Raw genomic sequence first — 24,606 nt, 5'->3', positions numbered from 1 at the left:
CACCGGCGACGCGTATCGGTCCTCCCATGTCCCTGCGCGACTTCGGCGTGCTGGTCCTGGTCTGCCTGGTCTGGGCCTGCAACAACATCGTCTCCAAGATCGTGGTCGCCCAGTGGGGCGTGCCGCCGCTGTTCTATGCGGCGGTGCGGTTCGCGATCGTCGCGGCGGTGACCCTGCCCTGGCTGCTGCCCGCGCCCCGACCGGCGTGGCGGATCGTGGCGGTCGGCCTGCTCATGGGGGCGGGCAACTTCGCCCTGCTGTTCATGGGCTTCCGGACCGCCTCGCCCTCGGCTTCGGCGGTGGTGATCCAGCTGGCCGTGCCGTTCACGACGATCCTGTCGATGCTGCTGCTGGGCGAGAAGGTGCGCTGGAAGCGCGGCCTGGGCATCGCCCTGACCCTGACCGGCGCGGTGGTGGTGATGTGGAACCCGCACGGCCTGAGCCTGTCGCCGGGCCTGTGGTTCATCGTCGCCTCGGCCTTCACCGGCTCGCTGGGCGCGGTGATGATGAAGCAGATCGAAGGCGTGAAGCCGCTGCAGTTCCAGGCCTGGGTGGGCGCCACCTCGATCCTGCCGCTGGCCCTGCTGAGCCTCGCCACGGAACCCGGCGCCCCGGGCCTGGCCCTGAAGGCCGGCTGGCCGTTCCTGGCGGCCCTGCTGTTCTCGGCCCTGATCGTCTCGGTCCTGGCCCACACCGCCTATTACGGCCTGATCCAGCGCCACGACGCCAACCTGGTGGCGCCGCTGACCCTGATGACTCCGCTGATGACCATTGGCCTGGGCGTGCTGATCACGCACGATCATTTCGACGCCCGGATGGGACTCGGCACGCTGCTCGCGCTAGTGGGGGTGCTGATCATCGCCCTGCGCAAGAACCAGGTGATGCCGCTGCTGCTGCTGACGAGGAACCGCTCTCAATGACGTCGCCCAAGGCGCTGATCGACGCCCCGTCGCCGAACTTCGACGCGCGCAAGGCCGTGCCCGACTGCATCGTGCTGCACTATACCGGCATGGAGACCGGCGAGGCGGCCCTGGCGCGGCTGTGCGATCCGGAGGCCAAGGTCTCGGCCCACTACATGGTCGAGGAGGACGGCCGGGTCTTCCGGCTGGTGCCCGAGGAGCGCCGCGCCTGGCACGCCGGGGCCGCCTTCTGGAAGGGCGTCAAGGACATCAACTCGGCCTCGATCGGCGTCGAGATCGTCAATCCCGGCCACGAATTCGGCTATCGTCCGTTCCCCGACGCCCAGGTCGCGGCGGTGATCAACCTGCTGGCCGACATCCGCTCGCGCTGGACCATCGACGACGACCGCATCCTGGGCCATTCCGACATCGCCCCCGGCCGCAAGATCGATCCGGGCGAGCTGTTCCCCTGGAAGCGCCTGGCGCAGGCTGGCCACGGCCTGTGGGTCGAGCCGCCGCCCTCGCCGGGCGCGCCCCTGGGCCGGGGCGAGGAGGGAACCGGCGTCTTCGCCCTGCAGGCCGGCCTGACCCGCCTGGGCTACAACTGCGCGCCGTCGGGCCAGTACGACGAATGGACCGAGACGGTGGTGGCCGCCTTCCAGCGCCACTGGCTGCAGACCCGTTTCGACGGCGTCGCCGACGGCGAGACCCGGGCGCGGCTGGTCGCCCTGCTGCGGGCGGCGGGCTGATGCATCCGGCCAAGGGGTTCCGGGTCGAGGATCGCCAGGCGCTGCTGGCCTTCGTCCGCGCCCATCCGTTCGTGACCCTGGCGGCCGCCGTCGGCGGCCGGCCGTTCGTCGCCCAGGCTCCGGTGGTGGTTCGCGAGCTGGACTTCGGCGAGGTCGCCCTCGACTTCCACCTGTCGCGCGGCAACGCCCTGGCGCCGTTCGTTGTGCAGGGCTTCCGCGCCGTGGCCCTGGCGACCGGCCCGGACGCCTATGTCAGCCCAGACTGGTACGGCAGCGAGGATCAGGTCCCGACCTGGAACTACGTCTCCGTCGAGGCCGAGGGTCTGGTCGCGCCCCTGTCGGCCGAGGAGACCCTGGCGCTTCTCGACGACCTCTCGGCCCAGGAAGAGGCGCGCCTGGCGCCCAAGCCGCCTTGGACCCGCGCCAAGATGACTCCGGCGCGTTTCGAGACCCTGCTGCGGGGCATTATCGGCTGCCGCCTGAGCGTCGAGCGGCTGGAGGGAACCTGGAAGCTCAGCCAGAACAAGAGCGCCGCCGAACGCGCCGGGGTGGTCGCCGCGCTGGGCGATCACCCGGTGGCGGGGTGGATGCGGGATGCCGGGTCCGAACCGGCTGGCCCTAGGACCTGATCCCGTCCCCGGCTCCCTCGACCAGCACCCCGGGCCGCTGGGCGTCCAGGCCGAAGGTCACCGGCAGGTGGCGCACATGCGGGGTCTGCAGGTTCAGGGCCTTGGCCCCGCGCGCCACGGCCAGCTTGCCCAGGGCCGTCGGCCCGAAGCCGCTCTGCACGCGCGGCCGGGCGCCCAGCCGGCGGCGCAGCACCCCGTTGGCGTAGATGACATTGGCCCGCATCAGGGCCGGCGGGGTCATGAATTCGATCGAGATCGAGACGTTCAGCATCGGCCCGTTCTCGATCCGGTGCGGGGCGTTCTGCTGCCAGGTGACCATGGTCCCGGGCGTCAGGTCATAGGCTTCCGCGCCGGCGTCCCAGGCGGGGTCGAAGGCGAACTGCTCGGCCGTTTCCTTCAGCACGATCTTCTCAAGCGCCAGTTCGCCCACATAGGGATCGGCGACCGGATAGACCCAGACCTTCTTCCGGCCGCGGATCTGCCACAGCGACACCAGCGGCACGTCCAGGTGATAAAAGACCTGGGCGTTGGCGCTGCTGATCAGCATGCCCAGGTCGCGCTTGAAGGTCTTCAGGCCCGGGACGCGGGCCTCCTTCTCGGCGAAGATCTCGTCGCAGAGGGCGGCGTAGTCGGGCACGAAGTCGTTGGTCTTGCGCAGGTTCAGCCAGATCCGTCCGGCCTGGGCGGCCTCCAGGAGTTGGTCGCCGGTCAGATTGCCCGCCGCGCCCTTGCGCCAGGTGGTCCAGGCCTTGGGGTCCTCGCCCATGGTGAACACGCCCAGCTGGTCGCGCGGATACTGGTCCAGCAGGCGGGCCAGGCCCTCGTCGTCGAACATCGGCCGCTGGTGCAGGCCGTGCTGGAAGACCAGGTTGTCGCGGCCGAAAGCCTTGGCCTTGTCGTCGGTCCAGTCGCTGATGATGCTCACGACGCGGTCCTTCCGTAGAATTGGATCTTGAACGGGCCCCACCACAGGGTCTTGCCCAGGCCGCGGGCGGCGCGGTCCAGCCAGTCGGCGCGGTCGCCGGCCCGGGTCAGCCACTTGAAGCCGGCCACCAGGCCGAACAACGCGCTCTGGGCCAGGCCGACGGCCATCCAGCGGGCGACGCCCAGGCGGTCGGGCGGGCTGGCGGCGGCGCAGTGGGCCGAGGGGCCCTGGCCGTAGGCGAAGGCGCGGCGGATCGTGTAATCCAGCGAGAGGCGATCGGGCACGGGATCTTCCCAGACCCAGGCCGCCGGCTCCCAGGCGAACCGCGCGCCGCCGGCCCGCATGTGGCCGAACAGCATGTCGTCCTCGCCGCCGATGTGGTTGCGCTCGATGGCGAACGGCGCGACCGGGTCGGGCAGGGCGGCGCGCCGCAGCAGGCTGTCGCCGCAGCCGTAATAGTGGTCGATGACCCCGGCCTCGACCGGGCCTTCGCGCGAGAAGAAGCGCTCCAGATAGTCGCGGTGCCGGGTCACGCTGGCCGGGGCGCGGGCCCGGACCGGTCCGAACACGACGTCGGCCTGGTAGCGGGCCTGGGCGGCCAGCAACGCCGCCAGCCATCCGGCCGGGGCCTCCTCGTCGTCGTCGAGGAAGGCGATCAGCTCGCCGCCCGCCTTGGCCATGCCGGCGTTGCGGGCATGGGCCACGCCGGGGCGCGGCTCGTGGACGTAATGGACCGGAAACGGAGCCCGGGCGGCCAGTTCGGCGACGGTCGCCTGGGCCGACGGCGCCTGGTCGTTGTCGACGACCACCAGCTCCAGGCGGGCGAAATCGACGCCGACCTGGGCGAACACCGAACGCGCCGCGACGGCCAGGCCGCCGAGACGCCGTTGGGTGGGGATCATGACCGTGACGTGCATGGCGACTCCAGGCTTTGGCCCAGCTTATCCGCCGCGCCTTTGCGCTTGGTTAGCGAAGGCGTCGACCAGGCCGCGCATCCGCCCGCCCATGGTCAGCTCGACGCTGGCGATGGCCTCCATCCGGCGGGTCAGCCGCCCGACCGGGCCCGCGCCCCGCGAACCGGCCAGGGCCAAAACCCCGTCCAGCGAATGGGCCACGCGGCCGGCCATGGTCGCGGCCGTGGCCGTGCCCTCGCCGATCTGGACCTGGCTGAGCGCGTAGGCCCCCTTGTAGTGGTCGTGGCCGGGGCCGAGGTCGTAGTGGTGCAGGCCCAGGCCCGGCATGGCGGCGATGGCGCGCATGAAGAAGATCTGGCCCGGCGACCACTCGCCATGGGCCGGATTGGTCGAGGCGATCCAGGGGTGATAGACGCCGTCCAGCCGCACGCCGAAATGGCCGGCCACCAGCTGGCCGCCGGCGTAGAGATTGATCATCAGCCCCTGGAACGGGCCTGTCCGCTTCTGGAACAGGTCCAGCATCAGGCCGCGCGTCCAGTCGGGACCCAGGAAGTCGTGGACGCCGGTGCGTTCCAGCTGTTCGCGCTTCCAGGCGATCAACTGGTCGAAGGCCTCGCGGGAGTGGTCGGGGCCGACCAGGGTGACCGCGCCCGCCTCGCGCTCCAGCTTGTTGTCCAGCCGGCGCCAGTTCTTGATCTTCTTGGGGCTGGCGGCGCGGACGGCCTCCAGATAGGCCTCGGCCTCGGTCCCGGCCAGGTCGATCACGTGGGCGGCCTTGGTCTCGGTCCGGCCGAACACGCCGTGGGGATCGATCAGGCCGGTATAGCGATAGGCGGTCAGGTCGGCGGCGCGCAGCACCTCGGGGGCGGTCAGGCCGGCGTCCGGGCGCGAGACCAGGCCGTGATAGTCCGCCAGCGGCGAGCCGATCGGCCGGGCCATGGCCCCGGGACGGCGATGATGCGGCAGAAAGCCCAGGGTTTCGCCACGGCGGCGGATCACGGCCACCCGGGCGTCGTCACGCACCGCCCCGACGGCGCGCGCGAAGTCGGGACCCAGCAGCGGGCTATGGAACGCCGGCTGCGCCGCCGCCATGTCGCGCCAGGTCCGCAGATCGGCCTCGTTCAGGGCCAGCGGGTGGAGGGTCTCGATATCCAGCATCGCCATATGTCCTAATCCGATCCGGTTAGGGAAAGATGTGGATCAGGATTGCAACCACCGGGCCACTTTGTATCGGCCCGATACGCTTCTCAGGCGAATGTGGTCTTCAGGATCTTTTCCAGGCCATGCTGGTCGACGGCGTCGAACGCCGCCGGCTTATCGGAGTCGACGTCGAACACCGCCAGCAGCGTTCCCGAGGCGTCGAACACCGGCACGACGATCTCGCTTTGCGAGCGGCTGTCGCAGGCGATGTGCCCCGGAAAGGCATGGACGTCCGCGACCAGCTGGGTCTGGCCGGTCTCCGCCGCCGCGCCGCAGACGCCGCGCCCGAAGGCGATGCGCAGGCAACCCAGGGTTCCCTGATAGGGGCCGACCACCAGTTCGCGGTCCTTGGCCGGATCCACCACGTAGAAGCCGGTCCAGAAATAGTGGTCGAAGCTGCTGGCCAGCATCGAGGCCACGGTGGCCATGCGCGCCGTCAGGTTGGTCTCGCCGTCCAGCACCGCGGCGATCTCGTCGGCCACCTCGGCGTAGCGGACCGCCTTGTCGCCCGCCAGGGTCTTGTCGTTGAAAGCTTCGGCCATGGGCGTGGATATAGCGCGTTCGGCGGGGGATGCGAGGGGCGATCCCCTCGCATCCCTCGTCGGAGCCCGCTGGCCTAGTGTCCCGAAGCCGACGCCGGCGCCGCGGCGCTGAGCGCGCGGAAGTCGATGTCGCTGTCGGCCACCAGGTAGATGAAGCTGGCCCAGGCGGCGACGTTCTGGGCCAGTTCGTCCGGCCGCACCTTGTTGAGGGTGTCGTCCATCGTGTGGTGGTAGTCGAAGTAGCGGCTGGCGTCCTGGTTCAGGGCCACCACCGGCACGCCGGCGCCTTCCAGGCCCTCGATATCGGCCCCGGCGTGGGCCGGCGGGTTGCGGTCCAGATAGATCTTCAGCGGGGCCAGGACGCGGGCGGCGGTCTTCATGGCCGGATGGTCGGCCGCGCCCTTGGCGATCTGCAGGCTGTAGACGCGGTCGGCGCCGCTATCGCTCTCGCCGGCCAGGACGATCTTGGGGACCTCGTCCTTGTGGGCGGCCAGATAGGCTTCCGACGAGCCGCCGCTTTCTTCGGAGCCGAACATCACCACGCGGATGGTGCGCTTGGGATGCTTGGGCAGGTCGCCGATCAGCTTGGCGGCGGCGGTGGTGATCGCCACGCCGGTGGCGTCGTCCAGGGCGCCGGTGCCGACGTCCCAGCTGTCCAGGTGGCCGCCGATGACGATCACCTCGTCGGGCTTTTCGGAGCCCTTGATCTCGCCCGAAATGTTCCAGGCCACGTCGGCCGGGTCGACGGTCGAGGCCAGCTTCAGCTTGATCCGCAGCGGGCCCTTGGCGGCCAGGCGCTCCAGCTGCTCGGCCTCCGGCACGCCCACGGCGGCCGAGGGGATCGAGACGACGCCGTCGCCGAAGGCGGTGACGCCGGTGTGCGGCACGGTGGAGTCCGAGGTCGAGACCGAGCGGATCAGCAGGCCGACCGCGCCGCGCTTGGCGGCCTCGACGGGCCCGGACCGGCGCGAGATCCCGGCTACGCCATAGCCGGCGCCGTCCTGGGCGCGGACCATCGGCTGGGTGATCACCACGATCTTGCCCTTCACGGCGCTTTCCGGCGCGGCGATCAGTTCAGCATAGGTCTTGAACAGCGCCACCTCGGCCTCGATCCCGCCCGCGGGGGTCGGCACGGTGCGGCCCAGGCCGACGATGTCGAGCTTCATGGGATAGGGGGCGACCAGCTCGGCGCTCTCCTCGCCGCGCGTCCACGACGGCTTGGCGAACTCCTCGACCTTGACGTTGGTGAAGCCCAGGGCCTTGAACTTGGCGACGCTCCAGTCCTTGGCGCGGGCCATGGCCGGCGAGCCGACCAGGCGCGGGCCGATGGTGGTGGTCAGGTCCTCGGTGACGTCCCAGGCCGTGCGGTCCAGCAGGGCCTTGTCGCGCAGGGCCTCGGCGGTCTTGGCGTCTTGAGCGTGCGACGCCCCGGCCAGCAGGGCGGAAACGGCGGCGGCGGTCAGCAGGGTACGGAGCAGGCGCATGAAATCTCCCTCGTTCGAGGGGTTCATAGCACCGCTATGCGCCGGGAATAGGCAACAACCGGATGAACTATCCGTAACCTTTGGGCTGAGACGGGGACATGCACTTGTGCGTGTCCCCAGCCGCATCAGAGGCGCCGAGCCTGGACTTGGGGACACGCACAAGTGCATGTCCCCGGTCACAGCGGTTGAAAAACTACGCCCGCCCGATCCGCTTGATCTCCCAGTCCAGCTGGATCCCGGTCTTGGCCAGCACGTCGGCGCGGACCGTGTCGCCCAGGCCTTCCAGGTCGGCGGCGGTGGCTTCGCCGGTGTTGATCAGGAAGTTGCTGTGCAGGGGCGAGAACATCGCCCCGCCATAGAGCCGCCCGCGCCAGCCGGCCTCGTCGACCAGCTTCCATGACGAGTGGCCCGGCGGGTTCTTGAAGGTCGAGCCGCCGGTCTTCTCGCGGATCGGCTGGGTGGTCTCGCGGCGCTCGGTGATCTCGCGCATGCGGGCCTTGATCTCGGACGGATCGCCGGGCGTCCCCTCGAAGACGGCGTCCAGCACGATCACGGTCTCGCCGTCCTGCAGGGCGCTGTGGCGATAGGTGTAGTGCAGGTCGTCGACCGCCAGATCGCGCACCTGGCCGGCCCGGTCCATGACGCGGACGGACTTCACGACGTTGACGGTCTCGGAGCCGTAGCATCCGGCGTTCATGATCACCGCGCCGCCGACCGTGCCGGGGATGCCAGCGTAGAATTCCAGGCCCGCGATGCCGGCCTCGGCCGCCTTGCGGGCCAGGATGGCGTCGGGGACGGCGCCGCCCGCCTTGATAAGATTATTGCCCAGGGCCTCGACGGTGTTGAAGCCCTTGCCCAGCCGGATCACCACCCCGTCGACGCCGCCGTCGCGGACCAGCAGGTTGGAGCCGACGCCGATGGCCAGCACCGGCACGGCCGGGTCCAGCGTCTTGAGGAAATCGGCCAGGTCCTGCTCGTCGGCCGGCAGGAACACCACGTCGGCCGGGCCGCCGACCCGGAACCAGGTGAACGGCGCCAGGGCCTCGTCGACCAGCAGCTTGCCGCGAACGGCGGGGAGATTTTGCTTCCAGCTCATTGCCCGAGCCCCCTCCGGCCCTACGGGCCACCTCCCCCAGGGGGGAGGATCTATTGAACCAAGCTGCTCCCCCTCTGGGGGAGCTGTCGCGGAGCGACTGAGGGGGCCCTCCCCCCGAGAATCTACTTCGCCAGCGCTTCCAGTTGCCCCGGCAGGGCATAGGCCCACGCGGTGATGTCGCCGGCGCCCAGCAGCACGACAAGGTCGCCGGGCTGGGCCTCCTGGGCGACCAGGGCCGGCAGGGCGGCGGGGCTTTCCAGCGGCAGGGCGCGGCGGTGGCCGAACTTCTTGAGGCCTTCGACCAGGTGGTCGCGGTCGACGCCCTCGATCGGCTGCTCGCCGGCCGTATAGACGTCGGCGACGATCACCGTGTCGGCGTCGTTGAAGCAGCTGCTGAACTCGGTCATCAGGTCGCGCAGGCGGGTGAAACGGTGCGGCTGGACCACGGCGATCACCTTGCCGGTCGAGACCGCGCGGGCGGCCTTCAGCACGGCGGCGATCTCGACCGGGTGGTGGCCATAGTCGTCGACGATCCGGATTCCGTTGGCGACGCCCGTGGTGGTGAAGCGGCGCTTGACCCCGCCGAAGCCGGCCAGGCCGGCGCGGATGGCCTCGGCGTCGACGCCCAGCTCGCGGGCCACGGCCACGGCGGCGGTGGCGTTGAGCACGTTGTGATGGCCCGCCATCGGCATCTTCAGGCCCTCGTAACGGACCTGTTCGCCCGACAGCGGCGAGACGACGATGTCGAACTGCGCCCCATCGGGACCCATTTGGATGTTGGAGACCCGCACCTCGGCCTGGGGATTGGTCCCGTAGGTGACCAGGCGGCGATTCTCGATCCGGGCGGTCAGGGCCTGGACCTCGGGATGGTCGATGCACACCGCGGCGAAGCCGTAGAACGGGATGTTCTCGACGAAGTCGCGGAAGCCCTTCTTGACCGCGTCGAAGTCGCCCCAGTGGTCCAGGTGCTCGGCGTCGATGTTGGTGACGATGGCCACGGTGGATTTCAGCTTCAGGAAGCTGCCGTCGCTCTCGTCGGCCTCGACCACGATCCAGTCGCCTTCGCCGACCTTGGCGTTGGTGCCGTAGGCGTTGATGATGCCGCCATTGACCACGGTCGGGTCCAGCGCGCCGGCGTCCAGCAGGGCGGCGACCATCGAGGTGGTGGTGGTCTTGCCGTGCGTGCCGCCCACGGCCACTGAAAACTGAAGTCTCATCAGCTCGGCCAGCATCTCGGCGCGGCGCACCAGCGGCAGGCGCTTGTCGCGGCCGGCGACCATCTCGGGATTGTCGGCCTTGACCGCGGTCGAATAGACGACAGCCGAGGCCCCGTCGACATGGGCCGCGTCGTGGCCGATGAAGATCCGCGCGCCCAGCTTTTCCAGCCGCTCGGTGTTGGCGCTGGCCTTGGCGTCGCTGCCCTGCACGGTGTAGCCGATGCGGATCATGATCTCGGCGATGCCGGACATGCCGATGCCGCCGATGCCGATGAAGTGCACGGGGCCGAGTTCGAAGGGGACGGGTCGTCGACGCTGGATCATCCAGCCCGATTAGACGATTTGGCGGCGGGGTGAAACGGGATGTTTGGTGCAGATCGTGTGGATTTGCGGTTCCTCTTCCTTGAGAAAAGGTCAGCTAGGGGGCGGGAGGCGACCATCGGCCGCCGAGCATCGTGAACGGCTCCGGACCTCGATCCACCTCGACCTGCAGGGCGCCGCGGCATTGAGCGGCGCAATCTCCAGCTGAATCCTCGTTCCCGTTTGGCGAAAATCCGGCTACCCATGGCCAAGGTTGAAATCGCTTTCGGGGGAAGCGTGCATGCGTATCAAGGTCTTGTTGCTGGCTGGCGCCGTGGCGTTCGGCGCCGGGCCCGTCATGGCTGGAGAGCCCAGCGACTGGGTTCGTTGCGACGGCTTGGCCAAGCCGGAGAACGCCGCCGTGACGCTGGGACGGCTGGTGCCGGCCATCATGACCGCCGGCCTGATGGGCTTGCCCGAGGCCAGTCGCGAAGCGCCCGCCGCCCAGGGTTCCGACGGGGTCAAGGCCTGCGACACGGTGCTGGCCGATCCGATGCTCGATCGCTACTGGGCCCGCAAGGTCAACCTGCTGAAGGCCCGCGCTCTGCATCAGGTCGAGGCCGGGAACCTGGACGCCGCTCTGGCCGACTTGACGGCCACCCACGAGGTCGCCGCCGGCAATGTCGACGACGCCACCTTCGCCCGCTCGCTGGGGGCTTCGACCCAGCTTTTCGAGGCGGCCACCAAGCTGAAGAAGGAGCGGTTCGACGAGGCTTCCGCCCTGGCGATCAAGGCTGCCGACGCCCGGCCCTATTCGCTGGAGGTAGGCCTGGCCGCAGTACGGATTCTCAATGTCGATCCACGCTGGTCGCCCGACAAGGACCGCGTCCTGACCCGCGTGGCGGCGCTGGAGCCCGACCTGCTGGTCGCCCGCGCCCAATCGCGCGAGTGGGGCGGCCAGTACGCGGCCGCGGCGGCGGACTGGAGCGCGGCGGCCGACTCGCAGGCCTCGTCGCTTGGCGATATCGGCTTGCCCCGCGGCTTCACCCTGCCTGCGACCACGGGCGATCCGGTGTTCGTGGCGCGCGCCGCCCTGGCTTTCGCCCGTGCGGGCCAAAACGCTCAGGCAGGGCCCCTGATCGCCCGGTTCAAGGCCGCCGCCGCGGCGCCGCCGGCGGCGGACGACAAGGATCGCTTGGCTAGCCTGGCGGCGACGCTGCGCGCCAATCAGGCCAAAACCGCGCAGCGTTTCATCACCGTCGCCGAGGCCTGGGTGCAGGTGAACGACGGCAAGATCGATGAGGCGCGCGCCACCCTCGAGACCCTTAACAACGAACTGCCCGCCACACCCGCGACGCTGGATTTGATCCAGAAGCTGCGGCCGCCGACGCCGGCTGGCATGGTCTCACTGGCGCCGTCCGGCGTCGCGCAGATGGAAATGCTGATGGCCAGCAACAGGACCGACGCCCTCAAGCGGCTGGATCCGGCCAGCTTCGCCAAGGCTCTGCCGCCACTGGAGCGGGCCGACCGCTCGTATTCCAAGCAGAGCGCCTGGTTCAAACCGAACGGCTTCAAGGACAAGAAGACCGCCGACGGCAAGGGTGCGTCGATCGAGTTTTCGGGCGCGTTCTCCACCCACGCCGCCGTCGAGGAGATGATGCTGCTGCGCGCCGCCCAGCTAGCCCGCGACGCCGGCAAACCCGGCTTCGTGATCCGCAAGCGGGCCGACTACCAGCAGTATATGGTCCAGACGATGTACGGCGCTGAGATCTCGCGTTCCGCCAACGGCTTCAAGACCACGGCCGAGGTCCAGTTCGTCGACACCCCGCCGGAGGTCGCCGACGGCCTGGTCTTCAACGCCGACAAGGTCTGGAACGACCTCAGCCCGATCTACACGACGCCGGCCCAAGGCAAGTCGTAGGGCGAGGGGGAGGGCGGCTCAGGCCCGCGCCGTCCTCTCCACCAGGTCCGCCAGTTCCTCCGCCGCGTCCGGCTTGGCCACCGACCGAGCGCCCGCCGCCATCCTGGCCAGGCGCTCGGGGTCCTTGAGCAGGGCGTTCAGGGCGCCGGCCATGGCGTCGACGGTCAGCTCGTCCTCCAGGCACACGGCCGCGCCGCCGGCCTGCTCCAGGAGCTTGGCGTTGAAGCGCTGATGGTCGTCGGCGGCGATCTTCAGCGGCACCAGGATCGACGGCCGGCCGGCCACGGCCAGCTCGGTGCAGGTCGAGGCGCCGGAGCGGCCGATCACCAGGTGGGCCTGGCGCAGATAGCCGGCCATGTCGCGGAAGAAGGGAGCGACCTCGCACTCGACCATGGCGTTGCGATAGGTTTTGCGGGCCCCTTCCATGCTCTCGGCCCGGGCCTGCTGGAACACCTTCAGGCGGCCGCGGATCTCCTCGGGCAGCTTGGCGACGGCTTCGGGGATCAGCTCGGACAGCAGGCGCGCGCCCTGGCTGCCGCCGGTGACCAGGATGCGCAGCTGCACCTCGGGCGGCAGGTAGGGCACGTCGTAGAGCGCGCGCACCGGGGGCCGCACGGGATTGCCGACCACGTGGGCGCGGGCTTTCACCGACGGCTTGGCCCTTTGCAGGGTCGGGAAGGCGCAGGCGACCTCGTCGACCTTGGGCGCCAGGTAGCGGTTCACGCGGCCCAGCACCGCGTTCTGCTCGTGGATCACGGTGGGCCGCTTCTGGGCCAGGGCGCCCAGAAGGGCGGGCAGGGCGGGGTAGCCGCCGAAACCGACCACGACGGCCGGGTCCAGCCGCTTGAAGGCGGCCTTGGCCTGGTTCACCCCCTGCCAGACCGCCAGGCCGGCCTTGGCCATGCCGATCGGGTCGCCGGCCTTGGCGGTGGCGGCGGAGAGGGCCAGGCGCTCCTGGGCCGGGAACTTGTCGGCGTAGAGCGCGCCGCGCTCGTCGGTGGCCAGCACGATGCGCCAGCCGCGGGCGGCCAGGGCCTCGGCCAGGGCCTGGGCGGGGAACAGGTGCCCGCCGGTTCCCCCGGCGGCGACGACGGCCAGCTTGCTCATTGTGGAACGGCTCCGGTACGCGAGCGAATGACGGGCAAGGCGGCTCTCCTCGGAGACTCCTAGGCCAGGCCCCCCGCCTGGTCGAACTCTCCCGCCCCGCCATAGGCCCCCGGACGCTTGCGCGTCAACGCCAGGGCCATGCCCAGGGTCAGGCCCATGGCCAGCATCGACGAGCCGCCATAGCTGATGAAGGGCAGGGTCATGCCCTTGGTGGGGATCATGTTCAGGTTCACGGCCACGTTGATGAAGGCCTGCTGGCCCACCAGCACGAACAGTCCTGAGGCGGCCACCTGCTCGAAGGTGTCGGTCAGCTTCATGGCCTTGTAGAGCCCGCGCACCACCACGAAGGCAAAGAGGGTGATCAGGGCCAGGGAGAACACTAGGCCGTACTCCTCGGCGGCGACCGAATAGATGAAATCGGTGTGCAGGTCGGGCACGTGGCGCTTCATCACGCCCTCGCCGGGGCCGCGCCCGAACAGGCCGCCGGCGTGGATGGCCTCGGCGGCGCGGGTGATCTGGTGGGTGTCGGCCTGGTCGGGGCTGAGGAACTTCTGCACCCGGGCGTGGACGTGGTCGAACAGGAAATAGGTCGACATCAGCCCGCCGACGGCCACGGCGCCCAGGCCCATGATCCACGAGATCGGCACCCCGGCCATCCAGAAGGCGGCCCCGAAGGCGATGGTGATCAGCACGGTCTGGCCGACGTCGGGCTGGACCAGCAGCAGGGCCACGGCGATGAAATAGAGGGCGAAGGCGATCGACACGCCCGGCACCCCCTCGCCCTTCTGGCCCTCGGCGAACATCCAGGAGACCAGCACGATCAGGGCCGGCTTCATGAACTCCGACGGCTGGAAGGTGAAGCCGCCGATCAGCAGCCAGCGGGCCGCGCCCTTGGCGCTGTGGCCGATGAAGGGCAGGGCGGCCATCACCCCGATGGCCACGATATAGATGAAGAAGGCCGCGCGGCGGATGCCCCGGGGGCTGAGCATCGACACCGACAGCACGATCAGCGCCGCGCCCAGGCCGAAGATGCACTGGCGCACCGCGAAGTGGAACTGGTCGTCGATGCCGATCCGCGCGGCGGCGGCGGGGCTGGAGGCGAACGACAGCAGGACGCCCACCGTGACCAGGACCGCCGTGGCGCCCAGCAGCCAGTGGTCGGTCGTCCACCACCAGACGCCAAGCCGCGAGCGGTCGGTGCGGGCGAAGGCGTGGGTGGTCTGGAACGTCATGGCCGGAGGGTCGGAGTTTAGGGTTAATCGAGTGTTGCGGCGGAGCTCTGTCGGCCGCGACCAATCGCGCGGCGATGGCCCTCCTTAGCCCTCGTCGCGCCGCTTCGCGAATTTTTTGCGGCGAAGACATCCCGAACGGGACGAGCGGCGAAACCTAAGGTAGATCGTTCGTCGAGCTCGGGCCGCCTGGCGGTCTTAGGACAAGGATTTCCCATGAGCCTCGCGCATCTGTTGGTCGGCTTGCTGGCGATCGCCGGCGCTTCGGAAACCGCCGGCGATCGCGTGGAAATCCCGATCAGCCAGGCGCGCTTCTCGAACGGTCCGCCGCGTTATTCGATTCCCATCGCGCTGGAAGGCGGCGCCCCGATCGACGCCATGCTCGACACCGGCTCCACGGGCCTGAACGCCCTGCCCAGCGCGGACATCGCCTCAAAACCCGACAAGTCCGCCCGCCCGGCCCGAGCCTTCTACCGTAACGGCGTCGTGCTGACCGGGGTGACCGCGCCCACCAGGATCTCGCTGGGCGGCCGACTGGAGGTCACGGCCGCCGTGAGCCGGACCCAGGCGGTGACCTGCGCGCCGGACAGGCCGACCTGTCCGGCCGCCTCGATCGCCCCGGCCGACTATCGCATCGGCGCGGCCAATCCCGCCGAGGGCTTCAAGGCTATCCTGGGGGTCGGACTGCGGGCCGGCGCCGCCGACAATCCGTTGACCAGGATCGGCGGCCAAGCCTGGATCGTCGTCCTGCCCCTGCCGGGCGACGCCGGCCCCGGCAAGCTGATCCTCAATCCTTCGCCGGAAGAACGTGGCCGTTTCACGCTGTTCCAGTTGCCGCGCGACCCGCGCGGGGCCGGCGGCGCGTTCTGGGCCGACAACGCCGTTCCGGCCTGCCTGACCGACGGCAAGACCACGCCGCTATGCGCGCCCGCCCTGCTGGACAGCGGCGCGCCGAGCATCGTCTATATTTCCCGGAGCCCGCCTCCGGCGATCTGGGACCGCGGCGCGGAGCTGGGTCTTGGCTTCGGTGCGCCCGGAGCGGCCGGCCCGAAACAGACCTTCACTGTCGGAAGGGGGCCGGGCACGCGCGTCGAGGTCCAGCCGCCCCCGGCCAGCCTTCCGTGGGAGGGCCTGAACCTGGGCGCCCTGCCATTCTACGAATGGGCGGTGCTCTATGGCGCCAAAGCCGGCGCCGTCGGCTTGGCCCCGCGGAAGGCGTTCGTCGCGCCCTAGGCCCTTTTCGCCGCCGAGGCCGGCGCCTTGCCAAGCCCCATGACCGCCGCGCGGAAGGCCTCGCCCCGCTGCTCGAAGTCGGCGAACTGGTCGAACGAGGCGCAGGCGGGCGACAGCAGGACGATGGCCTCCTCGCCCGACGCCGCGGCGTCGGCGAAGGCGGCGGCCACCGCCGTCTCGATGTCGCCGCACTGGCGCATGGGGGCCTTGCCCTCCAGGGTCTTGCCGAAGTCCTCGGCCGCCTGGCCGATCAGGTAGGCGCCGGCCACGCGCGGGAATAGGTCGACCAGGTCGTCGATGCCGCCGGCCTTGGGCACGCCGCCGGCGATCCAGTAGAACTTGGGATAGGACGACATCGCCTGGCGGGCGGCGTCGGCGTTGGTGGCCTTGCTGTCGTTGATGAAGCGCACCTTGCCGATCCGGCCAACCGTCTCCATCCGGTGGGCCAGGCCGGGGAAGCTCATCAGGCCGTCGACCGCCTGGTGCGGCGGGACGCCCAGGGCGCGGGCGGCGGCGTAGGCGGCCGCGGCGTTCTGCCAATTGTGACGGCCGGGCAGGCTGCGGGCGCGCAGCAGGTCGACCATCTCGGTCACCCGCTCGCCGGTGGCGTCGTACAGCACGCCCTGCAGGGCGTAGACGCCCCGACCCATGGCCTTGCCGGCGCTGATCGGCCAGATGGTGCGGCGGTTGGCGGCGGTGATCTCGGTGCAGATCTGCTGGCACCAGGGATCGTCGACCCCGATGATGGCGGTGTCGCCCTTGCCCTGGTTCAGGAAGATCCGGCGCTTGGCGGCGATGTAGCCGTCCATGCCGCCGTGGCGGTCCAGGTGGTCGGGCGAGATGTTCAGCAGCACGACGGCGTCGGGCTTGAGGCTGGAGGTCAGGTCCAGCTGGTAGGACGACAGTTCGAGCACGTACACCGCGCCGCCGTGCATGTCCTCCAGGCCCAGCGCGCCCTCGCCGATATTGCCGCCCACCCGGGTGTCGCGCCCGGCCTGGCGGCACAGGTGGCCGATCAGGGCGGTGGTGGTCGACTTGCCGTTGGTGCCGGTGATGGCGACGATCTTGGGCTTCTTGTGCTCGGGCGCGGCGTTGACCGTGCGGGCGAACAGCTCGATGTCGCCCAGCACCTCGACCCCGGCCGCCTTGGCCTTGGTCACGGTCCAGTGCGGCTTGGGATGGGTCAGGGGCACGCCCGGCGACAGCATCAGGGCGGCGAATTGGCTCCAGTCGGCGATCGACAGGTCGACCACGCTGAGGCCCTCGGCCACGGCCGCCTCGCGGCTGGCGGGCTTTTCGTCCCACAGCGCCACCTTGGCCCCGCCGGCGATCAGCGCGCGCGCGGCCGTCAGCCCCGTCCGGCCCAGGCCGAACACGGCGACGGTCTTGCCCTCGAAACCGCGGACCGGGATCATGGCGCGCCCCTTCCTATCTCAGCTTCAGGGTGGCGAGGCCGACGAAGCTGAGCATCATCGCCACGATCCAGAAGCGGACGACAACGGTGCTCTCGGCCCAACCGAGCTTCTCGAAATGGTGGTGTATCGGCGCCATCAGGAAGATGCGCTTGCCGGTCTTCTTGAAGTAGGCGACCTGGATCATCACGGACAGCGCCTCGGCCACGAACAGGCCGCCGACGATGCCCAAAACGATCTCGTGCTTGGCGCAGACGGCGATCGAGCCCAGGGCCCCGCCCAGGGCCAGCGAGCCGGTGTCGCCCATGAAGATCTTGGCCGGCGGGGCGTTGTACCAGAGGAAGCCCATGCCGCCGCCGATGATCGCGCCGCACAGCACCGCCAGCTCGCCGACGCTGGGCACGTAGTGCAGGTTCAGATAGTCGGCGAACTTCACGTTGCCGACCAGGTAGGCGATCAGGCCGAAGGTCGAGGCGGCGAACATCACCGGCACGATGGCCAGGCCGTCCAGGCCATCGGTCAGGTTCACGGCGTTGGAGAAGCCGGCGATCGTCACCGCGGCGAAGGCCACGTAGAACCAGCCGAGGTTGATCACCAGGTTCTTCAGGATCGGGAAGACCACCGAGGTCTCCAGGCCCGGCGTGGTCGGCGACTGCGGCGCGAAGAGGATCAGCGCCACCGCGGCCAGGATCGAGACGATGAACTGGGCGACCAGCTTCTGGCCGCTGGAGAGGCCGGCGGTCGTCTGCTTGGTGACCTTGGCGTAGTCGTCCATGAAGCCCAGCACGCCGAAGGCGGCGGTGATGCCCAGCACCACCCAGACGTGGACGTTCTTGAGGTCGCCGAACAGCAGCGAGCCGACGAACAGGCCGGCCAGGATCATGAAGCCGCCCATGGTAGGGGTGCCGGCCTTCTCGGTGACGTGGCGGGCGATGCCGTCGGTGCGGATCGGCTGGCCCTTGCCCTGCTTGGCCTTCATCCAGCGGATGAAGCGCGAGCCCATGGCGACGGCCACGATATAGGCGGTCAGCATCGACATGCCGGTGCGGAAGGTCAGGTATTTCAGCAGGTTGAGGACCGGGACGTGCTCGTGTCCGCCGCGCGACAGCCACTCGTAGAGGAAATACAGCATCAGTCCTGTCCTTCGAGGTCGAGCGCGCCCAGGGCGGCGGCCACGGCCCCCGCCTTCGATCCGTTCGATCCCTTCACCATCACCACATCGCCCGCCCGCATCGCCGAAGCGACCTGGGGCGCGAGTTCGGCGGCGCTTTGGGCGTACGCGCCTCGCCGAGTCGGCGGAAGCGCTTCCCATAAAGATTTCATTAACGGTCCGGCGCAGAACACCAGGTCGATGCCGGCGGCCGCGATCGGATCGGCTAGATCGCCGTGGAATCGGGCGCTTTGGGGGCCCAGCTCCAGCATGTCGGTGAGAACGACGATTCGGCGGCCCGCCACGTCGCGGGCGCCCAGGGTTTTCAGGGCGGCCTGCATCGACACCGGATTGGCGTTGTAGCTCTCGTCGACCAGGGTGAAGGTCCCGCCGGGGATCCTGACCACGCGCTCGGCGCCGCGGCCCTCGATGGGCTCGAACTCGGCCAGGGCGGCCAGGGCGGTCTCGCGGTCGACGTCCAGGGCTTCCAGCATCAGCAGCACGCACAGGCTGTTGAGGCCCCAGTGCACGCCGGTCTGCAGGATCGGAAAGTGGATGGTTTCGCCGCGCACCACGGCGGTGACCTGGGCGCCGGCGGGGCCGGAGGCGAATACGGTCAGCTGGGCGGTGACGCCTTCGCCCGTGCCGAAGCTCCAGACCTGGGCGCCGGCCTTCTCGGCCTCGGCCTTCAGCAGGCCGAACCACGGATTGTCGGCGTTCAGCACGGCCACGCCGTTCGGCTCCAGGCCGGCGAAGATCTCGGCCTTGGCCCGGGCCACGCCCTCCTCGCCGTCGGCGAAGTTCTCCAAATGGACCGGGCCGACGGTGGTGATGGCCACGGCGTGCGGACGGATGAAGCCCGACAGCGGGGTGATCTCGTCGGCGTGGTTCATGCCGACCTCGAACACCGCCCGCTGGGTGTCGCGCGGCATCCGCGCCAGGGTCAGGGGCACGCCGATGTGGTTGTTGTAGGACTTGATCGAGGCGTGGGCCTTGCCGGCGCGGCGCAGGCCGGCCTCGACGGCGCGGGTGACGCTGGTCTTGCCGACCGAGCCGGTCACCGCGCCGCGCCGGGTCTGGGGCGCGCGCTCGCGGGCGGCGACGCCCAGGCGCTCCAAGCCGCGGAAGGTGTCCTCGACCAGCACGGCCGGGATGGCGACAGGCCTGGAGATCAGCGCCCCGGCCGCGCCCTTGTCGGCGGTCTGGACGACGAACTCATGGCCGTCGCGGGCGCCGGTCAGGGCCACGAACAGGTCGCCGGGCTCGAGGCTGCGGCTGTCGATCGACACGCCGGTGGCCTCGAAGTCGGCCAGCACCTGGCCGCCGGTGGCGGCGGCGATCTCGTCGGCGGTCCAGAGGATTTCACGCATGGACTGCCTCCAGCGCCTGGGCGGTCTCGGTCACGTCGTCGAACGGATGGTTGACGCCGGCCACCAGCTGGCCCTGCTCGTGGCCCTTGCCGGCCACCACCAGCACGTCGCCGTCGGCCAGCAGGGCCGCGCCGGCCCGGATGGCCTCGCGGCGGTCGCCATATTCCTTGGCCCCGGGCGCGGCGGCCAGGATCGCGGCGCGGATCGCGGCGGGCTCTTCCGAGCGGGGATTGTCGTCGGTGACGATGGCCACGTCGGCCAGGCGAGCGGCGATCTCGCCCATCAGGGGCCGCTTGCCGCGGTCGCGGTCGCCGCCGGCCCCGAACACCACGATCAGCTTGCCGCGGGTGTGGGGGCGCAGGGCGGCCAGCACCGTCTCCAGCCCGTCGGGGGTGTGGGCGTAGTCGACATAGGCCTCGCCGCCGCGCGCGCCGGTTCCGACCCGCTGCAGCCGGCCCGCCGCGCCTTCGAGGGTGGCCAGGGCGGCGATCACCGCCTCCAGGTCCTCGCCGGTGGCGACGCACAGGCCGGCGGCGACCAGCACGTTCGAGGCCTGGAAGTCGCCGGCCAGCGGCAGCAGCACCTCGAACTCGCGGCCCTGGGCGGCGATCCTCAGGCGCTGGCCCTGCGGCACGGGGATGCGCTCGACCAGCTTCAGTCCCTGTCCCTCGTGGCCGACGGTCAGCACGGTCTGGCCGGAGGTGACGGCGGCCGAGGCGAAGGCGGGGAAGGCGTCGCTGTCGGCGTTCAGGACGGCGGTGCGGGCCCGCGGCAGCAGGGTCTCGAACAGCCGCAGCTTGGCCGCGCGATAGCAACCCATGGTGCCGTGATAGTCCAGGTGGTCCTGGGTGAAGTTGGTGAAGCCGGCGGCGGCCAGGCGGACCCCGTCCAGGCGGCGCTGGTCGATACCGTGCGACGAGGCCTCGACCGCCAGGTGGGTGACGCCCTCGGCGGCCAGGCGGGCCATCATCTCGGCGACGTCGGCGGCGTCGGGCGTGGTCAGGCCCGGCGGGGTCAGCTGCCGGTCCGGCTGGCCGGCCTGGCTGACCACCACGCCCAGGGTGCCCATGCTGGCGGCCTTGCGGCCCAGCCGGGCGTAGATCTGGCGGCAGAAGCCGGCGACCGAGGTCTTGCCGTTGGTGCCGGTCACCGCCACGCAGGTCCCGGGCTGTTCGCCCCAGAACTGGGCGGCGGCCAGGGCGTAGGCGCGGCGCAGGTCGCCGGCGTGGACCACCGGGACCGGCAGGCCCTCGACGTCGTCCGGCGCCAGCACGGCGGCCGCGCCGGAAACGATCGCCCCCGGAATGAACGTGCGGCCGTCGACCTTGCTGCCGGGCAGGGCGGCGAACAGGAACCCTTCACGCACCTTGCGGCTGTCGGCGGTGACCCCGGTGATCACGGGATCGACCGCGCAGGGCCGGTTCAGGATCTGCGAAAGCGTCTTGCTCAAAGTCCCGCCTCCGGTGCGGCTTTCGGCTGCTGGGCGGCCACGGTGAAGATGTCGGTCTGGCGGCGGACGCCGAGGAACGGGGCGATGCGGTCGATGACCCGGCCGGCGGCCGGCGCGGCCACCCAGCCGCCGGTCGAGAAGCCTGAGGTCTTGGCGTTGCCCTTGGGCTCGTCCAGCAGCACAAGCACGAAATAGCGGTCGGCCTCGATCGGCCCTTCCGTCGGGAACACCGCCGCGAACGACGAGACCTGGCGCTGGTGGTTGTAGCCGCGAATGGCCGGATCGTACTTCTCGCCAGTGCCGGTCTTGCCGCCCACCGACAGGCCCGGGATGTTGGCCGACTTGCCGCTGCCGCCGGTGACGTTGGCGCGCATGATCTGCAGCATCTGCTGGGAGGTCTCCTCCGAGATCGCGCGGGGTGCGTCCGGACGCACGCCCTGGGGCAGCTTGTGGATGGTCAGCGGCTGCAGCGTGCCGCCGTTCAGCAGTGCGCCCATCGCCTGGGCCAGGGCCAGGGGCGAGACGTTGATGCCGTGGCCGAACGAGGTGGAGGCCACGGCGTCGTCGTCCCACTTCTTGGGGGTCAGCGGGCGGGCCGACTCCAGCAGTTCCACCTTGGCCGGCCGGGTCAGGCCCAGGGCGTTGAAGTAGCGGCTCAGGCGCTCGCCGCCGATCCGCTCGGCCAGCATGGCGGTGCCGATGTTGGACGAGTGCTGGAACACCTCCACCAGGGTCAGGATCTTTCGGGCGGCGTGGAAGTCGTGGATGGTCCGGTAGCCCAGCTTGAACGGCTCGCGGGCGTCGAAGGTGGAGGCTGGGGTCGCCGCGCCGGTGTCCAGGCCGATGGCCACGGTGAAGGCCTTGAAGGTCGAACCCATCTCGTAGACCGACGCCGCGGCGTGGTTGGTCATCTGCTCGGCCGAGGCCTGGTCCAGCCGGTTGGGGTCGTAGTCGGGGAAGCTGGTCATGCCGAGGATCTCCCCGGTATGGACGTTGGTCACCAGACCCACCGCGCCCTTGGCCTGGAACTCGATGGCGGCCTTGCGGACCTCGTCTTCCAGGGCGGCCTGGACGCGCAGGTCGATCGACAGCGGGATCGCGCCGTCCGGCCCCTTGGCGGCGGCCTCGCGCACCGGCTTGTCCAGGGCCTTCTCGGCGCCGGACAGGCCCTTGCCGCCCTTGTCGACGAAGCCGATGAAGTGGGCGGCGCTGGCCCCCAGCGGATAGACCCGGGCGGCCTGTTCCTCGAACTCGACGCCGGGCAGGCCCAGGTCGAAGACGGCGTCCTTCTCGGCCGGGGTCATGCCGCCGACCAGGAAGCCGCGGCGATCGGCGAACACCACCTGGTCCAGGCGCTTGGCCGGCACCTGGGGCAGGGCCTTGGCCAGGGCCTTGCGCGTGGCCTTGGCGTCCCAAACGTCCTTGGGATTGATGTAGAGGGCGTAGTGGGTCAGGTCGACGGCCAGCAGCTGGCCGTTGCGGTCGACCAGGTCGCCTCGCGCCCCGTCGGTCGAGGCCAGGTAGCCGTTGCCGCCGACCTTGGAGAACACCGCCGCCCAGGTGGCGCCCAGGGCCAGCACGGTGAAGGCCAGGCCGAAGATGGCCATGACGAAGAAGATGCGGATGCGGGTGTCGTCCTCGGGCCGCGCGGCGGCGCGCGAGCGCTCGAAGGCGTGCTCCAGCCGCCAGACCCGTTCGATCAGCCAGCGCCAGGCCGCGGGCGCGCCGCCAGGGGCGAGATTGGCCAGGCTCATCGCGGCGCCTCCCCGGAAGCCTGCTCGGGCGACGGATAGTCGTCGGGCGTGGACTCCGGCGCGTCGGCGGCCGCCGCGTCGGTGTTGGCCGCCGCCGTCGGCGAGGCCGGGGCGTGGGCGGCGGGGGCGTGGCGCGCCACGTCGATCAGGGCGTCCTCGGTGGTCTCGTGCTCGGGCTTGATCGGCGCCAGCTGCAGCTGCTGGGCCAGCTGCTCGATGCGGCGCGGCTGCTCCAGATAGGCGACCTCGGCCTTGAGCAGGCGCACGCGCACCTTCTCGTCCTCGATCTGGCGCTCGACCTCGGCGATCTGGGCCCGCTCGCGGCCGGCGAAGGTCTTGGCCATGTAGACGCCCAGCACCAGCACCAGCAGGATGGTCAGGCAGACCAGCTCGACGACCCGGAAGCCCCGCACGCGGCGGTCGAAGAGGCGCGACAGGCTCATGCGGCGCTCCAGACCGGAGCTTGGGTGCGCACGGCGGCGCGCAGCTTGGAGGACCGGGCGCGCGGGTTGGCGGCCAGCTCAGCCTCGCCCGGCGCGATTGCCTTGGACGACACCAGCTGGAAGCTCGGCGGCGCGCCGGCCTCGACCGGCGGCGCGTGGCGCGACCCGCCTGGGGTGCGGCCGGCTCGCTCGGCCAGGAAAGTCTTGACGATGCGGTCTTCCAGCGAATGGAAGGTGACCACCGCCAGGCGCCCGCCCGGCTTGAGCACGCGCTCGGCGGCGGCCAGACCGGCCTCCAGCTCCTCCAGCTCGGCGTTGACCGCGATCCGCAGGCCCTGGAACGAGCGGGTCGCGGGGTGGACCTTGGCGCCCTTGCGGCCGCCCAGGGCGCGCTCGATCACGGCGGCCAGATCCAGGGTGCGGGTGAACGGCCGCTCGGCCCGGCGCTTGACGATGAAGCTGGCGATGCGGCGCGAGGCGTGCTCCTCGCCATAGACATAGAGGATGCGGGCCAGTTCGACTGGGTCCAGCGCGTTGACCAGGTCGGCGGCGGTGGGGCCGTCGGCGCCCATGCGCATGTCCAGCGGACCGTCGCGCATGAAGGAAAAGCCGCGCTCAGCCTCGTCGAGCTGCATGGAAGACACGCCAAGATCCAGGGTCACGCCGTCCACCGACGCATCCTCCAGATACGCGGTGATTTGCGAGAAACGGTCCTGAATCAGCCGAAAGCGGCTATCCGCCGCAGAATTGGCCGTCGCGGAAAACTCGGCGGCGAAGCGCTGGACCGTCGGGTCGCGGTCGAAAGCGACCACTGACGCCCCGGTCGCCAGGATGGCGCGGGTGTAGCCGCCGGCCCCGAAGGTGCCGTCCACGACGATGTCGCCAGGTCCAGCGGCCAAGGCCGAGACCACCTCGTCGAGCAGGACCGAGACGTGCGGCGCGTCGGCTTCCGGCAGGGTTTCGAGGTCGGTCATGCCGCACCCCCGATCCGGGCGACGCGCTGCTGGGCGCGCAGGGCGGCCAGGCCGTCGCGGGCCAGTTCGCGCTGGGCGGCGCGATGGGCTTGGAAGGCCTCGCGCGACCAGATCTGAAACCGCTCACCCAAGCCGACCACCGCGACCCAGTCGGTCAGGCCGAACATCTCGCACAGGGTGTCGGGCAGGGTGATCCGGCCGGCGGTGTCGAACGACAGCCGCGCCATGCCGCCCAGCACGCTGGTCTCCAGCGCCGAGCGCAGCGGATCACCGAACGGCAACTCGTCAATCACGCCTTGATAGCGGTCGAACAGGGCCTTTCCGCCCGCTTCCAGGCAGTCGGCCTCGATGGAGGGGAAGCAGAAGATTCCGTCGAACGGACCCGAGAGCGCGGCGCGGAAGTCCTGCGGCACGACGATGCGCCGCTTGCTGTCCAGCTGCTTCTCGAACGTCGAGAGAAACACCTCGCTACCCCTGTTAAAGCCCGCCACGGGACGCCTGCCGCGATCGCCCCGACAGCAGATGGGTTAACATGGGATTGATTGGGATACAATGACACCAACGGCCGTTTGACCGCTAAAACAAAGGTGTCTGGAAGCTCTTTCACA

At 70.3% G+C, this 24,606-nt stretch carries 22 protein-coding genes; 5 read left to right on the top strand and 17 right to left on the bottom strand.

Annotation, left to right across the window (positions count from 1 at the left end):
• Window positions 1-26 precede the first annotated feature (26 nt).
• Genes EV278_RS11885 through EV278_RS11875 form a run of 3 tightly spaced genes read left to right on the top strand, consistent with a single transcriptional unit; the run spans window position 27 to window position 2,277 of the window.
• On the top strand, window positions 27-920 hold the full coding sequence (locus EV278_RS11885; protein WP_132091256.1) for a DMT family transporter: 894 nt from the start codon (window positions 27-29) through the stop codon (window positions 918-920).
• Complete coding sequence (locus EV278_RS11880) at window positions 917-1,648, top strand: N-acetylmuramoyl-L-alanine amidase (RefSeq protein WP_132091254.1); 732 nt, start codon at window positions 917-919, stop codon at window positions 1,646-1,648. Before EV278_RS11885 ends, EV278_RS11880 begins: the two co-directional genes overlap by 4 nt.
• Window positions 1,648-2,277 carry an FMN-binding negative transcriptional regulator gene (locus EV278_RS11875; protein WP_132091251.1) on the top strand — a complete coding sequence of 210 codons (630 nt, stop codon included), beginning with the start codon at window positions 1,648-1,650 and terminating at the stop codon, window positions 2,275-2,277. Before EV278_RS11880 ends, EV278_RS11875 begins: the two co-directional genes overlap by 1 nt.
• Here the strand turns inward: EV278_RS11875 and EV278_RS11870 are convergent.
• The 7 genes from EV278_RS11870 to murC all read right to left on the bottom strand — a co-directional run bounded on the left by EV278_RS11870 (window position 2,267) and on the right by murC (window position 9,979).
• Entirely contained in the window at window positions 2,267-3,316 is a 1,050-nt protein-coding gene (locus EV278_RS11870; RefSeq protein WP_165916618.1) for a hypothetical protein, read from the bottom strand. The genes EV278_RS11875 and EV278_RS11870 overlap by 11 nt on opposite strands.
• Window positions 3,199-4,119, bottom strand: a complete 921-nt coding sequence (locus tag EV278_RS11865) for a glycosyltransferase family A protein (protein WP_132091249.1) — start codon at window positions 4,117-4,119, stop codon at window positions 3,199-3,201. The genes EV278_RS11870 and EV278_RS11865 overlap by 118 nt, the downstream gene beginning before the upstream one ends.
• A gap of 24 nt (window positions 4,120-4,143) precedes the next feature.
• Window positions 4,144-5,274, bottom strand: coding sequence for a GNAT family N-acetyltransferase (locus EV278_RS11860; RefSeq protein ID WP_132091552.1), 1,131 nt, complete (start codon window positions 5,272-5,274; stop codon window positions 4,144-4,146).
• 89 nt (window positions 5,275-5,363) lie between these two features.
• On the bottom strand, window positions 5,364-5,858 hold the full coding sequence (locus EV278_RS11855; protein WP_132091246.1) for a GAF domain-containing protein: 495 nt from the start codon (window positions 5,856-5,858) through the stop codon (window positions 5,364-5,366).
• Window positions 5,859-5,932: 74 nt separating this feature from the next.
• Window positions 5,933-7,342 carry a M20/M25/M40 family metallo-hydrolase gene (locus tag EV278_RS11850; protein WP_132091243.1) on the bottom strand — a complete coding sequence of 470 codons (1,410 nt, stop codon included), beginning with the start codon at window positions 7,340-7,342 and terminating at the stop codon, window positions 5,933-5,935.
• A gap of 193 nt (window positions 7,343-7,535) precedes the next feature.
• Window positions 7,536-8,438 (bottom strand): UDP-N-acetylmuramate dehydrogenase, encoded by a 903-nt coding sequence (murB, locus tag EV278_RS11845; RefSeq protein ID WP_132091240.1) that lies wholly within the window; start codon window positions 8,436-8,438, stop codon window positions 7,536-7,538.
• 122 nt (window positions 8,439-8,560) lie between these two features.
• A complete protein-coding gene (gene murC / locus EV278_RS11840; protein WP_132091237.1) occupies window positions 8,561-9,979 on the bottom strand; it encodes a UDP-N-acetylmuramate--L-alanine ligase in 1,419 nt (472 codons plus the stop codon).
• 277 nt (window positions 9,980-10,256) lie between these two features.
• Here murC and EV278_RS11835 point away from each other — a divergent pair, with 277 nt between their 5' ends.
• A complete protein-coding gene (locus tag EV278_RS11835; protein ID WP_132091234.1) occupies window positions 10,257-11,876 on the top strand; it encodes a hypothetical protein in 1,620 nt (539 codons plus the stop codon).
• An 18-nt stretch (window positions 11,877-11,894) separates the two neighbouring features.
• Here EV278_RS11835 and murG read toward each other — a convergent pair whose 3' ends face one another.
• On the bottom strand, window positions 11,895-12,983 hold the full coding sequence (murG, locus tag EV278_RS11830) for an undecaprenyldiphospho-muramoylpentapeptide beta-N-acetylglucosaminyltransferase (RefSeq protein ID WP_132091231.1): 1,089 nt from the start codon (window positions 12,981-12,983) through the stop codon (window positions 11,895-11,897).
• A gap of 59 nt (window positions 12,984-13,042) precedes the next feature.
• The gene (gene ftsW / locus EV278_RS11825) at window positions 13,043-14,215 is read right to left on the bottom strand and encodes a putative lipid II flippase FtsW (RefSeq protein ID WP_132091228.1); all 1,173 of its coding nucleotides are present in this window, start codon (window positions 14,213-14,215) and stop codon (window positions 13,043-13,045) included.
• Window positions 14,216-14,428: 213 nt separating this feature from the next.
• Between ftsW and EV278_RS11820 the strand changes: the two genes are divergently transcribed.
• On the top strand, window positions 14,429-15,445 hold the full coding sequence (locus tag EV278_RS11820; RefSeq protein WP_132091225.1) for a hypothetical protein: 1,017 nt from the start codon (window positions 14,429-14,431) through the stop codon (window positions 15,443-15,445).
• On the opposite strand, the gene murD is transcribed toward EV278_RS11820, so the two are convergent.
• From murD to EV278_RS11780, 8 genes are read right to left on the bottom strand one after another with little or no spacing between them, the layout of a single operon-like run.
• Window positions 15,442-16,860 (bottom strand): UDP-N-acetylmuramoyl-L-alanine--D-glutamate ligase, encoded by a 1,419-nt coding sequence (gene murD / locus EV278_RS11815; protein ID WP_132091222.1) that lies wholly within the window; start codon window positions 16,858-16,860, stop codon window positions 15,442-15,444. The two genes, EV278_RS11820 and murD, sit on opposite strands and share 4 nt — an antisense overlap.
• Before the next feature lie 13 nt (window positions 16,861-16,873).
• Complete coding sequence (mraY, locus tag EV278_RS11810; protein ID WP_132091219.1) at window positions 16,874-17,989, bottom strand: phospho-N-acetylmuramoyl-pentapeptide-transferase; 1,116 nt, start codon at window positions 17,987-17,989, stop codon at window positions 16,874-16,876.
• Complete coding sequence (murF, locus tag EV278_RS11805) at window positions 17,989-19,377, bottom strand: UDP-N-acetylmuramoyl-tripeptide--D-alanyl-D-alanine ligase (protein WP_132091216.1); 1,389 nt, start codon at window positions 19,375-19,377, stop codon at window positions 17,989-17,991. The genes mraY and murF overlap by 1 nt, the downstream gene beginning before the upstream one ends.
• Window positions 19,370-20,827: a UDP-N-acetylmuramoyl-L-alanyl-D-glutamate--2,6-diaminopimelate ligase gene (locus tag EV278_RS11800; protein WP_132091213.1), complete on the bottom strand. Its 1,458-nt coding sequence runs from the start codon at window positions 20,825-20,827 to the stop codon at window positions 19,370-19,372. Before EV278_RS11800 ends, murF begins: the two co-directional genes overlap by 8 nt.
• Window positions 20,824-22,581 carry a penicillin-binding protein 2 gene (locus tag EV278_RS11795; RefSeq protein ID WP_132091210.1) on the bottom strand — a complete coding sequence of 586 codons (1,758 nt, stop codon included), beginning with the start codon at window positions 22,579-22,581 and terminating at the stop codon, window positions 20,824-20,826. Before EV278_RS11795 ends, EV278_RS11800 begins: the two co-directional genes overlap by 4 nt.
• Window positions 22,578-23,024 carry a cell division protein gene (locus EV278_RS11790; protein WP_132091207.1) on the bottom strand — a complete coding sequence of 149 codons (447 nt, stop codon included), beginning with the start codon at window positions 23,022-23,024 and terminating at the stop codon, window positions 22,578-22,580. The genes EV278_RS11795 and EV278_RS11790 overlap by 4 nt, the downstream gene beginning before the upstream one ends.
• Window positions 23,021-23,998 (bottom strand): 16S rRNA (cytosine(1402)-N(4))-methyltransferase RsmH, encoded by a 978-nt coding sequence (rsmH, locus tag EV278_RS11785; RefSeq protein ID WP_132091204.1) that lies wholly within the window; start codon window positions 23,996-23,998, stop codon window positions 23,021-23,023. Before rsmH ends, EV278_RS11790 begins: the two co-directional genes overlap by 4 nt.
• Window positions 23,995-24,462, bottom strand: a complete 468-nt coding sequence (locus tag EV278_RS11780) for a division/cell wall cluster transcriptional repressor MraZ (RefSeq protein ID WP_132091201.1) — start codon at window positions 24,460-24,462, stop codon at window positions 23,995-23,997. Before EV278_RS11780 ends, rsmH begins: the two co-directional genes overlap by 4 nt.
• Window positions 24,463-24,606: the final 144 nt, after the last annotated feature.

The sequence above is a fragment of the Caulobacter sp. BK020 genome (genome assembly GCF_004342605.1).
Classification (GTDB): domain Bacteria; phylum Pseudomonadota; class Alphaproteobacteria; order Caulobacterales; family Caulobacteraceae; genus Caulobacter.
The sequence above is the reverse complement of the archived record's forward strand: the minus strand, read 5'-3'. Positions and strand labels throughout refer to the sequence as shown.